This is a genomic window from Cyclobacterium sp. 10D3-21 (genome assembly GCF_055809755.1).
Genome location: NZ_CM147924.1, coordinates 251,297 through 267,269 on the forward strand (window position 1 = coordinate 251,297; position 15,973 = coordinate 267,269).

The following is a 15,973-nucleotide window of genomic DNA, read 5'->3' on the forward strand; positions in this document are numbered from 1 at the left end:
TTTCTTCTATTCTTCCTCCTCTTTTTTGGGAATTTTGGGTTTCATAAGTCCAGAACTACCCATCAAACCGGAAAAGGTGGCTTTCCACATATAGTTAAAAACAAACTTATGGTGTAATCTTTCTACGTAAATAGGTGAAGATACCAGTCTATTGAACAGTGGGCGGGGATTGTTTTTCCGGAGTGCCAAAGTATTGATGACAAAGGTCAAAATTCCTTTTTTACCTCCTGCATCCTCAAGCGTTCTCTCTTCGAGTAGCTGCACTTTAAGATTGTTGTATTTAAGCGTCATCTCACCAATTGCATGGTGCTTGTCTGCGACAAAGTGCCACTCTCCATCCTTAATTGTACCTCTTTTTACGGTCACAAAGGCATTTGTTGCCAATATAGAATTGATGGCTGACAGTTCGAATGATCCAACACTTGCATCGATAGAAATGGGATAGGGATCTTTAAAACCCATGGACAAAGAAGCCTTTAGCATCGCTTCCTGGTTTAACCTCAATGTGGCTTCTACTTTTGGGTTTCCTCTATCTTCACCAAATTTCCCTAACCTAAAAGGGTACATTTTAGCATTGAACTGATCGAAAGTTATTGCCCCGGGAATCATTCCTTTTATAGGGAATTCCCTGTAGGTCACTATCCCATCTTCTACAATCAAAGTATCCATTTCGATTACCTGAGAAGACAATTCCATCAGTTGCTGTGGCATCATCTTAACAACCGTGGTGTCTTCTTCAACCCTTTTGTCTCTGAACACTTCCAATTGTGGCCTTTCGAGCTTCATGGTTACGGCCTCGAGCTTTTCTTCTGAGATGAATTTTTGCAGATTAAATCCATCGATAATTATTTTTGGAACAAATAATTCTATGGCGTCCGTTTGTTTTCCTTTTACTCTGGCATAAGCAAATCTACCTACCCTTGGAGAGAAGCGGACTTCGTCAAGCACAAGCTTGTCAGTTGAAACCATCAACTTTCCAATGCTTACCTGGTTCATGCTGTCGGGTAGATTCAAGACGTAATCCTTAAACTCAAAGCGAAAATCATCATTAAAGAAGAAATCAGAATTAAATGTCTGCTTTTGGGTGAAGTCAAAATTTAAGTCACTCAAAATTAGTCGGAGATTATTAAAAGCTCTTTGAGAAGTCGTGTCGGTCTTGTCGATTAATGCAAAACTACCGCCTTTGAGTTTAAAGTTTCTTACCAGAATACTCTCCAGTATTTTCCGGGTCACTTCTTTTTCTTCCTTGGGTGGCAATACAATGGCTGGTTCATCCTTGTTCAGGTATAGCTTTACAGACGGATCGGTAAGTTGTAATAGGGAGATGTCCAGTACGCCTGTTTTTTGAAAACTGGTCAGGGAACGTGTGCTAATTGTGATTTTAGGAATATGGGCATTTATTATTGGGCCTTTCAATTTTCCCGGTTCATCCTTAGGGATCACATTGACATTTTCTATCAAAATTTCCTCCTCCCTTGAGTCAAGTTCGATTTTTGAAAACGTAACGGTATGGATACTGTCCTTTAATGCAAGTGAAAAATCATCCACATCCAGTGCCATGGTAGAAAAGAAACTTGCAATGTCTCCTTGAGATAGCCTGGTGGAGTCAAGAAGAAAATCAGCTATGGCAATATTTATTCCGGTATTGATGAGTTGCAGGTCATTTCCTTCCTGATAATTGGCGATGTTAAAGGATCCATTGGTTGCTAGAATGGAGTCAATCTTTATTACATCTATTGTTTTTGGCAAGTTTCTACTTTTCTTCCTGGTAGTGTCCGTATTCACCTTTCCTTTGCTGAAATCCCTGTTTATGGATAGACTGACCTCAGCATCAGAAAACTTAAGCTTGGTGAGTGCGAGTGTATTGTCAAATAGAAAGGCTTCCAGATCAACCCCGCTAAAGCTTAGGTCTGGGAAACTGGCCTCGATACTGACCTTGGCTTTCAGGTCCTTATTTGGCATTAATTTTACATTGAAGGTATTGATTTCTTCTCGGGCAGAGTTAAAGCCTATCCGGCCGGCAACTATACTGTATTTTCCGTTGGCTATATTAAAAAGATAATTGTTGAGGTTGACATCTACTTCATCTGAAAACAAGGTGCGATTCGCAGAAGGGTCAATGTTTTCATCCAGGTAAAAGTTTTTGACTTTGACCGAAATGTCATTTTCAGCAAAGGACCTAAAGCGCCCATTGGCAAAGTTTTCATAGGTAAAAGTGCCATTTTCGGTGCTTAAAGAATCTACACTGATCACTTTAAAGTAATTGGTTACCAATTCAAGGATATCTCCGCGCTCTAATTTTTCTTGATTGGGTTTATCCTTTGAAATGTATTTTGTCCAATGAATGGATGGGCTAGGAATATCAATGTGACGGATAAATAATTTTTCTTGGAAATAGGCCTGATTGATATCCACTCCGGTGGCAGAAAATTCGGGAATTTCAATATCCAAAACCGTAGTTCTCCCATATTTATCCAGCAAAGGGAGAACCGCTTCTGGAGAAAATGGTTTTAATTTGAATCCATCTACATGTAATAAATCCTTTTTGGTATCAATAAGGATTTTATCCGCTACGAAAAGGTGGAGGTTATCCGATAATTTAAGGGCATAGTCATCAATTTCCAGGATGAGGTTATCGGCCAGAAAAATCCTAGCAGAGGTGTCGGACATGTGCTTGTCATCCAGCTGAAAATTCTCCAAAAGGAAATTAATTTTTCCAAAAGCCAGACTGTCTTGCCTAATTCTAAGGTGATTGTCCAGTACAAGGCTTCCACTTTCCACTTGTAATTTTTTCACATATACAGCTTTGAAAAAACCTTTGGTAAGCTGCTGCAGGTCGGTCATCTGTGAAGGCTTGTCTTCTTCAGAAGAGCTCCCAAGGATATCCTTGATCACTACATCTGGGGAGTCTATCATCAATTCACCGATATCAATGATGTTCTCATTGTAAACTTTTCTCAGGTTGGCATTGGCAAATTCCAATAAAGGAACTTTTATTTCAAACAATGAGGCATCGGATAGGCTGTCTTCATCCACCTCAGGTTTGAGTTCTATTTCGTTAATCTTTACCTTATCATCATAGGTAGAAAGGTATATTTTATGCCCCGAAATCCAGTGGATTTCATCTGCCAAAGCTATCCGGGCCCTGTCAATCGTCAAAGTTGCATTCCTGGCATATAAAAAATTATCCTTCTTCAAAGCTTCATCTTGTCCCAGGTAAACTTCTTCCATAGAGAATTGGATATCATCTGCTTCTATCCTGTTCTTGTTTGGGTTAAGTACGCCTCTTTGTAGAAACTGCCCATTGTCTATGGTGAGTGATTTTATGGAGATTGACTCCAACATGTCTTTGACCAATTCATACAAGTCAGAGGTTCTTGCCTCCTCATCCACTGCGTTTCTATCCGTATAGAGCACAAAATGAGGCGCCTCAAGTGTTAAATTTCCTATGTCTACTTTGGAAGTCAGAAACATTTCCGTGATGTCAGCATCTCCTAAGGCAAGATTTTCCAGGGAAATCTCATAATATACATCGGCAGGTTTTGCAAGGTCCGGAGAAACTTTGATTTTACTGGCCAGAATTTGTTTCTCCAAAGAAGAAACGGCTACCTTTTGAGCCGTCACTTTGTGAATGCTGTCTGAAAGAGATACCAAAAAGTCGTCAAAGTCCAAACGAAAACCTTCTATCCCAAATGGAGTATCTCCTTTTTCATCCCCTTTCAAGTGGACGTTTTTCAGATACAAATTGGTATTGGCAGCAGAAATGGATTTTTGGCTTATAAAATTTTCGATCAAAAGATTGGCCTGATCTATATAGAAATCACTTATAAAAATTTCTTTTAAAGAACCGTTCAGTGATTTTTTTATTTCAATTTCAAGTTGATTTAGTGGGCTGTAGTTCTCATTTTCAGTAATTCCTACTTGTTGCCTTGACTGAACTACGGGAGCCGTTAATCGTAACTCCTTAGCGGAAAGTTTGCCTTCTTCTCGATTGAAGCTCAGGCCCAAAATATCCAATTGATCAACTGAAATCTTGTAATAAGGAATCTTTTCCGCATCAAAAATGGCTGGATCAACAGGAAGAAGTTGAAAATTTTCCACAAAAAGACCTCGCTGAAACAGAGAAAGGTAAACCCTGTCAAACTCCACCAGGTATTTGCCATTGGATACTTTTTCAACTTGTTGTTTTATGTATTTCCTAAAGAGCAAATCCGCTCCAAAAAATAACATAAAATGAATTGAAACAACTACCAGGGCAAAGACTGAAAAGATTTTCAGAAATCGCTTTTTCTTCTTACCAGATTTTTTGATATCTATTTGCTCTTCACTCATTTTTCAGATCAAGAATACAAAATAAAGAGGAAATAATTTAAGAAAGAATGCTAAAAGAAAAATATAGTGCTGGAAAATGAAAAAGCCGGTGAATATATGCTTTGATATATTCACCGGCTTTTGTATTAAAGCTGTAGGAGAAGGACTCGAACCTCCACGAGGTTGTTAGGCAACACATTGAGCTCTATGCGTGCTTTATCCAATACGCCGGATAAACCGGATTCCTCACCCCCGAGACAGGAGGGCATGTCTGCCAATTTCAACACCCTACAATGTTTTAGAACATTATCAAAAAATTTATGGAGCCTAAGAATAGAAACCAAATTTTATTTTGATGTAACAAATGTAATAAAACATCGAGATTAAGAAAATATTTTTAATGAAAATATTAAATAATTATTATAATGAAAAATATTGACCGGTAATAAAGTGAATATGGCAATTTACTATCCTAAATTATTGCAGAGATTAGAGATTCGATAATTGACTATTTTTCAAACTTTACGTAATTTTCCCACTTCTCAATAACGCTTAACATATCCTGGGGCATTTCTCCTTCGAAATATAATTGTCCCTCAGTAATAGGATGAATAAAGCCAAGAGATTTGGCATGAAGTGCCTGCCTTGGTAATATTTGGAAACAATTTTGAATGTAGGTTTTATACTTTGAGAATTGCGTGCCTTTTCGAATTTGATCACCGCCATAGACGGCATCATTGAACAATGGGTGGCCTATGTATTTCATATGTGCCCTGATCTGATGCGTTCTGCCAGTCTCAAGCTCGCAACTTACTAATGTCACATAGCGCAATCTTTTTATCACTTTCCAATGCGTAATTGCTGATTTGCCATCATCACCTTCAGGATAGGCTTGCATGACTTTCCGATCTTTTATCCCTCTCCCTATGTTAACATTGATCGTTCCTTCATCCTCTTCAGGTTCTCCCCAGATCATTGCCACATAAGACCTTGCTATGGAATGGTCAAAAAATTGCTTTGCAAGATGGCTCATCGCCCGCTCAGATTTGGCAATTACCAACAAGCCGCTCGTGTCTTTATCAATTCTATGGACCAAACCCGGACGCCCTGAATTTCCAGGCAATTCAGGTAGGTTCTTAAAATAATAGGCCAGAGCGTTGACCAAGGTGCCTGTCCAGTTCCCATGCGCTGGGTGAACAACCATGCCTGCGGGCTTATAAACCACCATAAGATGATCATCTTCATACCTTATATCCAAAGGGATTTCTTCTGGCATCACATCGGACTCTTTGCGCGTCTTTTCCATAGCAAAGGTGATCACATCACCAGCTTTGGTTTTGTAATTTGCCTTGATTATTTCCCCATTGACTTTAACAATGCCTGATGCAATACTGTTCTGAACCTTACTTCTAGTAGTATAGGCCATTTTATCAGTAATAAATTTATCTATTCTTATTGGCCGTTGACCTGGATCTACGCTAAGTTCATAATGATCAAAATAGCTTTCCTCCTCAGGTAATTCTTCATTTGTGATCTCTGTCATGGTGCAAAATTAGGATTTGATCAAAAACAATTAGAGTTTTGACCTTAAATCATTGGATTATTTTATTTTGGCTCCAAATAAACCGCTTATCTATCAACAAATATATAACCCTTTATTTAGTGAAAGGCAATTAGATGTAACTGTAAAAAGACTGGACCTTCTTCATCCAGACGTCCAAGGTAATAAATTCTACAAATTACATTATAATCTTAAAGCCGCTAAAGACCTTGGTCTCACCAAAGTCTTAACCTTTGGTGGAGCTTATTCCAACCATATCCACGCCACTGCCTTTGCTGCGGCAGCAAATGGGCTGGAATCCATTGGTGTGATCAGAGGGGAGGTCATTGCTCCACTTAATCCTACCTTAGAAGATGCCCAAAATCAGGGGATGCTACTTCACCCCATGAGCAGAACGGATTACAGGCAAAAGGACAGTCCTTCAATTCTTGAGGAATTGAAAGGCCTGTTTGGGGATTTTTACCTTATTCCCGAAGGCGGTACCAATGCCATGGCCATTAAAGGCACCAAAGAAATTCTGACGGAGCAGGATCTAAACATGGATTATATCACCACCCCTATTGGCACCGGAGGAACTTTTGCGGGGCTTTTGGGTAGCGCAATGCAAAAGCAACAAGTGATAGGTTTTTCTGCTTTAAAAGGAGATTTTATCTTTTCCGAAATAGACGATTTACTCCAAAAGCATAAAATCATTCCTAAATGTACCTATAATATTCAGACAGCTTATCATTTTGGAGGATACGCCAAACACAAACCACCTTTGATACAGTTTATGAAAGAGCTGAAGGAAAAGGCCAACCTACCACTCGACCCGGTGTATACAGGTAAGATGATGTTTGGCCTCTTCGATTTAATTCAGAAAGATTACTTCACCAAGGGAAGTAAAATATTGGTGTTACATACTGGCGGATTGCAGGGCCTTCGTGGCTTTGAACAAAGACTGGGCATCCAACTCTAAACCAAATTAGAATAGCTTTTATATTTTTCTGCTTAAACGGCACCAAAAGTTTCGACTTTCGCCAAAATGGCTTCATAGTCCAGGTTGTTCCAGTTTTTGGTTACGTTGGGATCCTTCATCACATCATCCATAATTTTGGCTTGTAACTTACCTATGGCGTATGCCTCGGAATACCGCATGTCTGTAAAGGTCACCATAGTGTACAATGGCTGCCATTCATTGGGGTACAATTCGTGGAGTTTAGCCTCTATTTTCTTTCTGATCAAGAAGTTGGGGTCGGCTAAATTTTCACTCATTTCCACAAAATTATCCATGGCGAGCTGGCAAATGGCATCCGTATCGGGTTTCCTGTTTTTCTGAAATTTTTCAAATACCAAATCCCAGGAAGAGGTTCCATATTTCTCTATTAAATTATCCAGAATAAAACAGTCTTCAAACCCGCAGTTCATGCCTTGCCCGTAAAATGGAACCATGGCATGTGCCGCATCTCCAATCAAGAGGGTATTATTTTCTGTCCAAGGGTAGCATTCTGTATTAATTAGTGCAGAGGTAGGGTTGTTTTTGAAATCTGCGAGAAGATTTGGCATCAAATCTAATGCATCATTAAAATGGGTTTTAAAGATTTGAAGGATATCCTGATCATCATAGATGTTTTCAAAACTTACCTTGTACCCCTCGAAGGGTAAAAATAAGGTGCAGGTAAAGGATTTGTCCAAGTTGGGCAATGCTATAAGCATGAACTTTCCCCTTGGCCATATATGCAGTGCCTTGGGGTCCATGGCAAACTCTCCTGAAGGAGTTGGAGGTATATGGAGCTCTTTGTACCCATGTGAGATAAATTTTTGGTAAAAGTCAAACCTCAATTGGCTTTGAAAGGCATTTCTGAGGGCTGAAAATGAGCCATCAGAGCCTATCAAAATATCAGAAGTCAAGTACTTTTCTGACCCATTCTTAAGACTAAATTCTACTTCCCGTTTCGAAACATTTACACGTTCAACTTTGTGGTTAAAGTGAATTTTTGCCCCGAGTGCTTCTGCCTCATTGAGGAGAATCTCGTTAAAAATATTTCTACTGATGGAATAAATGGCTTGATTTTCCTTGCCATAGGGTTGAAAATAAGTGTTCCCATGTTCATCATGAATTCTTCTACCCGACATTGGAAGGGTAAATGGCAATACTTTATCTTTTATGCCTGCTTTTTCCAATGCTTTCCATCCTCTCTCACTTAAGGCCATGTTGATCGATCGCCCTTCTCCATACTTTTTTGACTTGCGCCAGTCTTCGCGTTTTTCGAATATATTTACATCCAATCCTCTATTTTTGAGGTATATGGCAAACAAGGATCCAATGAGTCCTGCGCCCAATAGGTCTATTTTCTCTTTCATTATTTTAATAAATTTTATGCTTAGGCTTCAATCGCTCAGGGAGTTTTTGAGAATTTGACTAAAGTCAAAGACATCCTGAAAACTGTTGTACATTGGTGTGGGGGCTAACCTTATTACGTTTGGGTTTCTCCAGTCAGCTACGACACCGTTTTCGATCCATGAATCAAAAACGCTTTTTCCTTTTTTATGGATTAATAAAGAGAGTTGGCACCCTCTTTCTGTTGATTTTAAAGGAGTTATAATTTCTAACGCTTCTGAGCCATTAATCGTTTCACGAATTGCAAATTCCAAATAACTTGTCAATAGTATGCTTTTTTTTCTTAAATTTTCTATGCCAGCCTTCTCAAATTGTTCAAGAGCAGCTTGATGGGCTGCCAACCCTAACACATTGTCATTGCTCAATAACCAACCATCAGCACCAGGCATATGTTTAAATCCCTTTTCCATTTTGAAACGATCCTCTTCTTTGAATCCCCACCATCCGGCAAACCTAGGCAACTGACCATCGTCACTGTGTTTTTGATGAACAAATATCCCTGAAACATTTCCCGGTCCTGAGTTGAGGTATTTGTAGCTACACCAGGTGGCAAAATCGACCCCCCAATCATGCAATTGAAGAGGCACATTGCCAACGGCATGAGCAAGATCAAAACCGACACAAATACCATGATGCCTGGCTTCCTTGCTGATCGCTTTCATGTCAAATAACTGACCGGTATAATACTGTACACCGGAGAACATAATTAATGCCAGTTCATCTTTGTGTCTTTTTATTTGCTCGAGAATGTCCTCTGTACGAAGTACATGCTCATTAGGCCTTGGCTTCACTTCAAGGATGGCATCGTCTGGAGTTAAACCATGGTATTTTACCTGAGATTCCAAAATATACTGGTCGGAAGGGAAAGCTCCTGCCTCGGTTAATATCTTGTTTTTTTTTCCTTGGGGACGGTAAAATGACACCATAAGTAAGTGGAGGTTTACACTGAGGCTATTCATGGCCACCACTTCCAGTTCACTTGCTCCTACCAATGGTGCCAAAAGGCTTTTAGATGGTTTTCTGGCATCTACCCAGGGTACTTCTCCTTCAAAATGCCCATCCACTCCTTTAGTGGCCCACTTTTCCAAATATTTTGTCAAGTAGGACTTAACTGACCGTGGCTGTAAACCGAGGGAATTGCCGCAAAAGTAGATAAGGGACTTGCCATTTTTCTCTGGGATATAAAATTTTTCCCGAAAATCGTGCAAAGGATCGTCCTGATCCATCATACGTGCAAATTCAGGGGTCAATCTAAATTCAATATTGTCCATAGGAGGATGGATAAAGGGAGTGTACTTAATCGATCTAAATTCAGCTGATGGTACTTGGTTTATTTCTCCATCACTGTACCACATTTCTTACAATGGGTATTTTCTGGATTGGCCCAGAAGTGATCCATAATTGGAGGCAGTTGGTTAACTATATCCGTTATGGTGGCATATTCTTCGTAGAGTTTGTGGTCACACTTCTCACAAAACCACAAGAATCCATCTTCTTCTCCTGGCTTTCTATACCTTTCTATCACCAGTCCTACGGTATTGGCAGGCCTTCTGGGGCTATGAGGCACTTTTGGAGGCAATAGGAAAATCTCTCCCTCTTTGATTGAAATGTCTTTCATTTCACCATCATCCACCACTTTTAAGGTAATGTCTCCCTCTACCTGATAGAAAAACTCTTCTCCTTCATTGTAGTGATAATCCTTTCTGGAATTTGGCCCCCCAACTACCATGACGATAAAATCATCATTCTCGAGGTACATTTGCTGATTTCCAACTGGTGGTTTTAACAAATGGCGGTTATCATTTATCCATTTGGTGAAGTTGATTGGTTGAGAAATGGCCATAATATAAATTGATTTAATGGTAAGGTCTCTTTGTCTGCAGGTTCTTTGAATGGCATGAACAACAGGCAAAGTGTGGAAGTCCAAAATTATAAAAAAAATCCTAGTAATTAGCTATATAGACCAGCGCATTGGTAAATAGGTGAAAATGACCTCAGAAAAGGTTTTTTTGCTTGATTTTGATGAAGTCCCTATTAATAAAGGCTATTCTATGATTTACTGGAATCAGTAAATAAGTAAGTTTTAAACGGATGGCTTTTTTCAGCAGTAATCCTTCGTAATTTTACTCAAATATTTATTTACTGAGCCCTTTTCAAAAGCCTTATGTCCTCCCATCATTTTGTAAAAGACCAACAAGAACCTGCCCTACTTGTTTTGACCGATGAAACAGAAACCACAAACTTACTCCCAGGACTTCTAGAATGGGTGCCGACAGTATTGGTGACCCAGCACAATGTGCATAAAATCATGTCACTGGGGATCAAAATAGATGGAATAATCGCAGACAAGGAATTTCAGGAAACCAATGCAATATTGCTTGAGGAGCAATATCCGGTAATTTTTATCACAGTCGATGAAGCTTCTTTTTTAGCGGTTGGATTGAAGTATCTGACGCAGAAAAATTACAAGGCGGTAAATATCTTGTCATTCGATCCTCTGTCTTCGGATAAACTAGATCCGTATTTGCCTGAACTGGACATTGTGTTTTTTAACAATGGGATTCGGTATTTTCCAGCTAAAAATGGTAAAATAAAAAAGTGGTTGCCCAATTGTTCCATCCAGGTTCATGGGAAGGAAGGGCAATTTGTAGAACATCAGGCTGCTTCTGGATCTGATGTGTTTCCGATTACGTATGCCACTTTTTTGGAAGTAGAAGAAGGCATGCAGACCTTTAGTAGCAATGGATTATTTTGGCTCGGCACCTTTGTTTAATCCGGGTTTAATTGAGCTGTTTTTTCCCATAAACGATCCGGTCTTTTCCATTGATGTCTTGAATGAGCTGTACTTCTGAAAACCCTTCAAGTTGCATCAAGGCCATAACCTCCAGGCCAAAGGCCTCATTGATTTCAAAATACAAATATCCATTTGCATTCAAGTTTTGCTTGGCATGCAATACGATGGCTTTGTAAAAGCGTAAAGGATCGCTATCGGGTACAAACAAAGCCAAACGGGGCTCATGGTCCAATACATTGTTTTGCATTAAGGAGCGTTCTTTTTCCAAGACATAAGGTGGATTACTTACCATTAGGTCAAAATTACCCATTTGCAAATCACCCGCTAGTATGTCTTTTTGGACCAGGTTAAGTTTTGCTTTTAGCTCAGAAGCATTAAGCTTTGCAATTGCCAAAGCCTGCTCACTTACGTCAATGGCGGTAAGTTCAGCTTTGGGGCATTCCAGTGCCAAAGTTATGGCAATACAGCCAGATCCCGTTCCAAGATCAAGGACTTTCAATTTCCCCTTGTGGTTTTGTGCGATCAGCTGTACCAATTCTTCTGTTTCGTTGCGGGGGATCAATACCCCTGGCCCTACTTTAAAATACCTGCCATAAAAGGGGGCCTTTCCGAGAACATATTGAATGGGTTCACCTGCCATTAATTTGGTGAATGCTTTTTCTAATGCCTCAGGAATTGTGCTTATAGGTGTATTTTTCAGCACATCTTTTCTGCTCACTGATAAATAAGCTTCAAAAACCCACATTACTAGCGTTCGTGCTTCTGAATCTGGATAAATGGAGGACAGTTCGCCGACATAATGCTTGTAAAGGGTCCTTAGATTCATTGTGTTATTAATTTTCCTATTCCTCTATTATTAATAAAAACCCAAAAATATACAGTACCGATACCATAACAGAGCAGGTCAAGGGGATCGCGAACATAAGTGATAGACCAGGCAGGCAAAAGACCTTCGAACAAAAAACCGAAATATACAAGGCCTACGATGACCTGATTTCTGGAAAAAACCAGTTGTTTATTTGTATTATTCATCCACCGAAAAGCCTGAAGGGTAATGCCCAATACTACTGGAATAGCCAAAAGGTCATCTAAATAGCTGTGCACAAATGGCAAGAACAACTTTTGAATCCTTTCAAGGTATTGATTGACCCAGAATATTAGGCACGGTGACCAGAAGTAGGGGTTTCTGAGCACTGACATTATCCAGGTAATGCGGCGATCAACCAAGCAATAATTGTGATGATGGTAATGTAAATACTGTAAAAGAATTGACCGACTTTTTTAGATTTCTTTACAAAATCACTGTCGGCTTCTTTTATATGGAAAATCCACTGTTCTTCATTTATTTTTTTTTGAGCAGCTCTTTTTTCTTCGAATTCCACCTCCACCTTACTGAGGATTTCGCCACAATGTTCACAGGTATCTCTGAAATTTTGATTCCAATTGGACCACTTACCACAATTTGGGCATTTTTTTTCTCCCATAATGGCAAAAATACCAAAATATACAAACTAAGCCAACTCGACTTATGCTTCATGGTAATATTCCACGTACATATTCTCTATATTTGTAGCTTAATCAAAAATGCCTATATGAAGCTCTTTCCAAATACAGTCAATGCAGTTGTCAAAGCATTGGAGGAAATATTTGACAATAATCGCTATGCTGACAAAGTAATCGAGAAAGTTTTAAGATCAAACCCTAAGTGGGGTGCTAGAGACAGGGCATTTATTGCTGAAAGTGTTTATGAGATCGTCCGTTGGAAAAGGTTGATCGAAAAACTCAGTCCGTCACATGATTACTACCTTTGGTTCGGTACCTATTGGGTTTTGCAAGACAGGACATTGCCTGACTGGAGGGAATTTAAAGGAATCAATGGTGAAAAAATCAGGCAACATCGAAGAAAAATTACCGACCGCGCTGTTTTGCAATCCATTCCAGACTGGATGGAGGAAATGGGTTCCTCACAGTTAGGGGACAAATGGGATGAGGAATTAAACAGCCTTAACGAACAGGCGCAGGTGGTCTTGCGGGCAAATACCCTCAAAACGGTTAGAACCGATTTGAAAATCAAACTCGAAGAGTTGGAGATCAATGCTTATATTCCAAGAGAATATCCTGATGCCTTGGTGTTACTCAAGCGTAAAAATGTTTTTAGAACACCACTTTTCAAGGAAGGCCTATTTGAAGTACAAGATGCTTCTTCCCAAATGGTTGCGGCTGCCTTGGAGGTTGAGCCTGGCATGAGGGTAATTGATGCCTGTGCTGGTGCTGGTGGGAAATCCTTACACCTTGCTGCATTGATGCAAAATAAAGGAAGAATCCTGGCAATGGACACCGAAGCCTGGAAGCTACAAAATGCCAAATTAAGGGCTAGAAGAGCAGGTATTTCAATTTTGGAAACAAAGCCCATAGAAAGCAACAAAACCATCAAGCGCCTTCATGAAAGTGCGGACAGACTTTTGTTAGATGTTCCTTGTTCTGGCATGGGGGTTTTAAAAAGGAACCCTGATACAAAATGGAAACTTAGCGAGGAATCTATCGCCAAGGTACAAGTGCTCCAGAAAGAGATATTGTCTCAATATCCGTCTATGCTTAAGCCAGGAGGCATATTGGTTTATGCAACCTGTAGCATTCTTCCCTCCGAAAATCACATGCAAGTTGCGGCTTTCCTAGAAAGTGAAGAAGGGCAGAAATTCGAACTTTTGGAAGAAACGCAAGTGCTCTCACATGAAAGTGGATTTGATGGGTTTTATATTGCTAAATTGAAAAAGAAGGGATAAAGGATTGGTTGCTGCTCTTCAATAGTTTAGCTACTGTATTGTTCTCTCCTCAGACTAAGGACTACTATCTTCTAAAGGTAGAATCATCTTAAAAATCTTACTAATCATCATTGAAACCCTTTTTTGGGGAGGCTGTGGAAGGAAAGGCTGTGGTATACTCCGGGCTTTCTCCATTCAAAGCCTTCTCTCATCCCTGGATGGATTTTGTTATACGAAAGGTCGAAATCAGGTTAATTACCAGCTTTCCAGCAGACCATTCCATAATTTGGAATGGTTGTGGAGAAGGGTTGCTACTGGTCCGAACCAAGGCATTTTTTCCCGCAGTAAGACAGCTAGTAAACAAGGAATTGCTAAAAGTTTCCTATTTAAGCCTATGGGGGGTTGTGTCCTGTCCAGAGTTCTTGGGAGAGATACGATAAGTAGGGCTCTGTCAACTGTTCTATTGAACTTAGCGTTATAGTCGTACTCCAAAGATTATTCCTTTAAAGGGAGCCATTTTTAATTATTTTAACTTTTTTTTTCAGGAAAGTATTGATTCACATATTAAAAACATTGTATCTTTGACGGGCAAATAGGGTTACTAACCATTTGCCATGAATCCAAACACAGATAAATTTCTCTTCGAAGCACTAACATACGATGACGTGCTTTTAGTACCAGGATATTCCGAAGTACTCCCCCGTGATACAAATACTTCTTCGCAACTTACCAGAAACATTCAATTGGAGATTCCATTGGTTTCTGCTGCTATGGACACCGTTACGGAAACTGAATTGGCCATAGCCATCGCCTTAGAAGGCGGGCTTGGGTTTATTCACAAAAACATGACCATTGAAAAGCAGGCCGCACAGGTTCGCAAAGTAAAAAGGTCCCAAAGCGGGATGATACTGGATCCGATAACATTAAACATCGATGCTAAGGTAAAAAATGCGGTAGCCATCATGATTGAATACAATATTGGTGGCATTCCAGTAGTGGATGAAAATCGCTTTCTTAAAGGGATTATTACCAATAGAGATCTTCGTTTCATTAAGGATTTGACTCGACCTATCAAGGAAATCATGACCACTGAGAATCTAATCACTGCAAAAGCAGGGATTACGCTGGAAGAGGCAGAAGAGGTCTTGCAGGAATACAAAATCGAAAAATTACCAATCATTGATGAGGAGTACAAGCTTACGGGATTGATTACCTATAAGGACATACTTAAGCGGAGAGATAAGCCTCATGCCTGTAAAGATGAATTTGGTCGCTTGCGTGTAGGTGCTGCTGTAGGCGTTACCGCAGACATCGCAGAGCGGGTAGGTGCATTGGTGAAGGCAGGAGTGGATGTAGTAAGTATAGACACGGCTCATGGACATTCCAAAGGGGTCATCGAAACCTGTAAGAAAATCAAAGCGCTGTTTCCTAAGCTTGAAGTCATCGTGGGAAATATTGCAACTGCTGAAGCAGCGATAGCATTAGCTGATGCTGGAGCGGATGCAGTCAAGGTAGGAGTTGGACCTGGAAGTATTTGTACAACCAGGGTGATTGCCGGAGTTGGGATGCCCCAATTATCTGCTGTTATGGAGTGTTCAAATGCACTTAAGGGAAGGAATGTGCCAGTGATAGCAGATGGAGGTATAAGGTATTCAGGAGACGTGGTTAAAGCTTTGGCGGCTGGTGCAGGTTCTGTTATGATCGGATCAATCCTGGCAGGTACAGAAGAGGCTCCTGGAGAGATCATTATTTTTGAAGGCAGGAAATTCAAGTCTTACAGAGGAATGGGCTCCCTTGAGGCCATGGAATCTGGATCTAAAGATCGATATTTTCAGGATGCTGAAGAAAATGTTAAAAAACTGGTTCCAGAAGGTATTGTTGGAAGAGTTGCCTTTAAAGGTTTGGTATCAGAAGTGCTTTACCAGCTGGTAGGAGGTTTGCAGGCGGGAATGGGATATTGTGGTACAGCTACTATTGATGCGCTTAGAGAAAAAAGTAAATTTGTCAAAATCACAACTGCGGGGGTGAGGGAATCACATCCGCACGATATAAGCATAACAAGAGAAGCGCCGAATTACAGTGCTAAAATGTAGTGTTTTAAGCAGTAGTTGTAAATTGAATTGGCCTAATCAATTTTTTTAAAATGGAATCAAAAAAAGCCAGCG

At 40.0% G+C, this 15,973-nt stretch carries 12 protein-coding genes; 5 read left to right on the plus strand and 7 right to left on the minus strand.

Features of this window, described 5'->3' with window-relative positions:
- Positions 1 to 6 precede the first annotated feature (6 nt).
- Both AC0L7T_RS01120 and AC0L7T_RS01125 read right to left on the minus strand, forming a co-directional pair.
- Positions 7 to 4,332, minus strand: a complete 4,326-nt coding sequence (locus tag AC0L7T_RS01120) for a hypothetical protein (RefSeq protein WP_473340466.1) — start codon at positions 4,330 to 4,332, stop codon at positions 7 to 9.
- Between the two features lie 487 nt (positions 4,333 to 4,819).
- A complete protein-coding gene (locus AC0L7T_RS01125) occupies positions 4,820 to 5,854 on the minus strand; it encodes an RluA family pseudouridine synthase (RefSeq protein ID WP_473340468.1) in 1,035 nt (344 codons plus the stop codon).
- Between the two features lie 52 nt (positions 5,855 to 5,906).
- Here AC0L7T_RS01125 and AC0L7T_RS01130 point away from each other — a divergent pair, with 52 nt between their 5' ends.
- Positions 5,907 to 6,830: a 1-aminocyclopropane-1-carboxylate deaminase/D-cysteine desulfhydrase gene (locus AC0L7T_RS01130; protein ID WP_473340471.1), complete on the plus strand. Its 924-nt coding sequence runs from the start codon at positions 5,907 to 5,909 to the stop codon at positions 6,828 to 6,830.
- Between the two features lie 32 nt (positions 6,831 to 6,862).
- Here the strand turns inward: AC0L7T_RS01130 and AC0L7T_RS01135 are convergent, their stop codons facing one another.
- From AC0L7T_RS01135 to AC0L7T_RS01145, 3 genes are read right to left on the minus strand one after another with little or no spacing between them, the layout of a single operon-like run.
- Entirely contained in the window at positions 6,863 to 8,215 is a 1,353-nt protein-coding gene (locus AC0L7T_RS01135) for an FAD-dependent oxidoreductase (protein WP_473340472.1), read from the minus strand.
- Between the two features lie 27 nt (positions 8,216 to 8,242).
- The gene (gene kynU, locus AC0L7T_RS01140; protein ID WP_473340475.1) at positions 8,243 to 9,523 is read right to left on the minus strand and encodes a kynureninase; all 1,281 of its coding nucleotides are present in this window, start codon (positions 9,521 to 9,523) and stop codon (positions 8,243 to 8,245) included.
- A gap of 59 nt (positions 9,524 to 9,582) precedes the next feature.
- Positions 9,583 to 10,095, minus strand: a complete 513-nt coding sequence (locus tag AC0L7T_RS01145) for a 3-hydroxyanthranilate 3,4-dioxygenase (protein WP_473340477.1) — start codon at positions 10,093 to 10,095, stop codon at positions 9,583 to 9,585.
- Positions 10,096 to 10,416: 321 nt separating this feature from the next.
- Between AC0L7T_RS01145 and AC0L7T_RS01150 the strand changes: the two genes are divergently transcribed.
- A complete protein-coding gene (locus AC0L7T_RS01150) occupies positions 10,417 to 11,025 on the plus strand; it encodes a thiamine pyrophosphokinase (protein ID WP_473340479.1) in 609 nt (202 codons plus the stop codon).
- Between the two features lie 7 nt (positions 11,026 to 11,032).
- Here AC0L7T_RS01150 and prmC read toward each other — a convergent pair whose 3' ends face one another.
- Positions 11,033 to 11,872, minus strand: coding sequence for a peptide chain release factor N(5)-glutamine methyltransferase (prmC, locus tag AC0L7T_RS01155; protein ID WP_473340481.1), 840 nt, complete (start codon positions 11,870 to 11,872; stop codon positions 11,033 to 11,035).
- 373 nt (positions 11,873 to 12,245) lie between these two features.
- Positions 12,246 to 12,530 carry a hypothetical protein gene (locus AC0L7T_RS01160; protein WP_473340483.1) on the minus strand — a complete coding sequence of 95 codons (285 nt, stop codon included), beginning with the start codon at positions 12,528 to 12,530 and terminating at the stop codon, positions 12,246 to 12,248.
- A gap of 108 nt (positions 12,531 to 12,638) precedes the next feature.
- On the opposite strand from AC0L7T_RS01160, the gene AC0L7T_RS01165 reads away from it, so the two are divergent.
- The 3 genes from AC0L7T_RS01165 (at position 12,639) to guaB (ending at position 15,901) form a co-directional block, all read left to right on the plus strand.
- Positions 12,639 to 13,829, plus strand: coding sequence for an RsmB/NOP family class I SAM-dependent RNA methyltransferase (locus AC0L7T_RS01165; protein ID WP_473340485.1), 1,191 nt, complete (start codon positions 12,639 to 12,641; stop codon positions 13,827 to 13,829).
- 110 nt (positions 13,830 to 13,939) lie between these two features.
- A complete protein-coding gene (locus AC0L7T_RS01170; protein ID WP_473340487.1) occupies positions 13,940 to 14,248 on the plus strand; it encodes a hypothetical protein in 309 nt (102 codons plus the stop codon).
- Positions 14,249 to 14,422: 174 nt separating this feature from the next.
- Complete coding sequence (guaB, locus tag AC0L7T_RS01175) at positions 14,423 to 15,901, plus strand: IMP dehydrogenase (RefSeq protein WP_473340489.1); 1,479 nt, start codon at positions 14,423 to 14,425, stop codon at positions 15,899 to 15,901.
- The last annotated feature ends 72 nt before the right edge of the window (positions 15,902 to 15,973 follow it).

Bases quoted from the DNA above. Each gene is read 5' to 3' on its own strand.
- AC0L7T_RS01125 (WP_473340468.1), bottom strand. From the start codon at position 5,854: ATGACAGAGATCACAAATGAAGAATTACCTGAGGAGGAAAGCTATTTT.
- guaB (WP_473340489.1), top strand. From the start codon at position 14,423: ATGAATCCAAACACAGATAAATTTCTCTTCGAAGCACTAACATACGAT.
- AC0L7T_RS01165 (WP_473340485.1), top strand. From the start codon at position 12,639: ATGAAGCTCTTTCCAAATACAGTCAATGCAGTTGTCAAAGCATTGGAG.
- AC0L7T_RS01150 (WP_473340479.1), top strand. From the start codon at position 10,417: ATGTCCTCCCATCATTTTGTAAAAGACCAACAAGAACCTGCCCTACTT.
- prmC (WP_473340481.1), bottom strand. From the start codon at position 11,872: ATGAATCTAAGGACCCTTTACAAGCATTATGTCGGCGAACTGTCCTCC.
- AC0L7T_RS01160 (WP_473340483.1), bottom strand. From the start codon at position 12,530: ATGGGAGAAAAAAAATGCCCAAATTGTGGTAAGTGGTCCAATTGGAAT.
- AC0L7T_RS01145 (WP_473340477.1), bottom strand. From the start codon at position 10,095: ATGGCCATTTCTCAACCAATCAACTTCACCAAATGGATAAATGATAAC.
- kynU (WP_473340475.1), bottom strand. From the start codon at position 9,523: ATGGACAATATTGAATTTAGATTGACCCCTGAATTTGCACGTATGATG.
- AC0L7T_RS01135 (WP_473340472.1), bottom strand. From the start codon at position 8,215: ATGAAAGAGAAAATAGACCTATTGGGCGCAGGACTCATTGGATCCTTG.
- AC0L7T_RS01120 (WP_473340466.1), bottom strand. From the start codon at position 4,332: ATGAGTGAAGAGCAAATAGATATCAAAAAATCTGGTAAGAAGAAAAAG.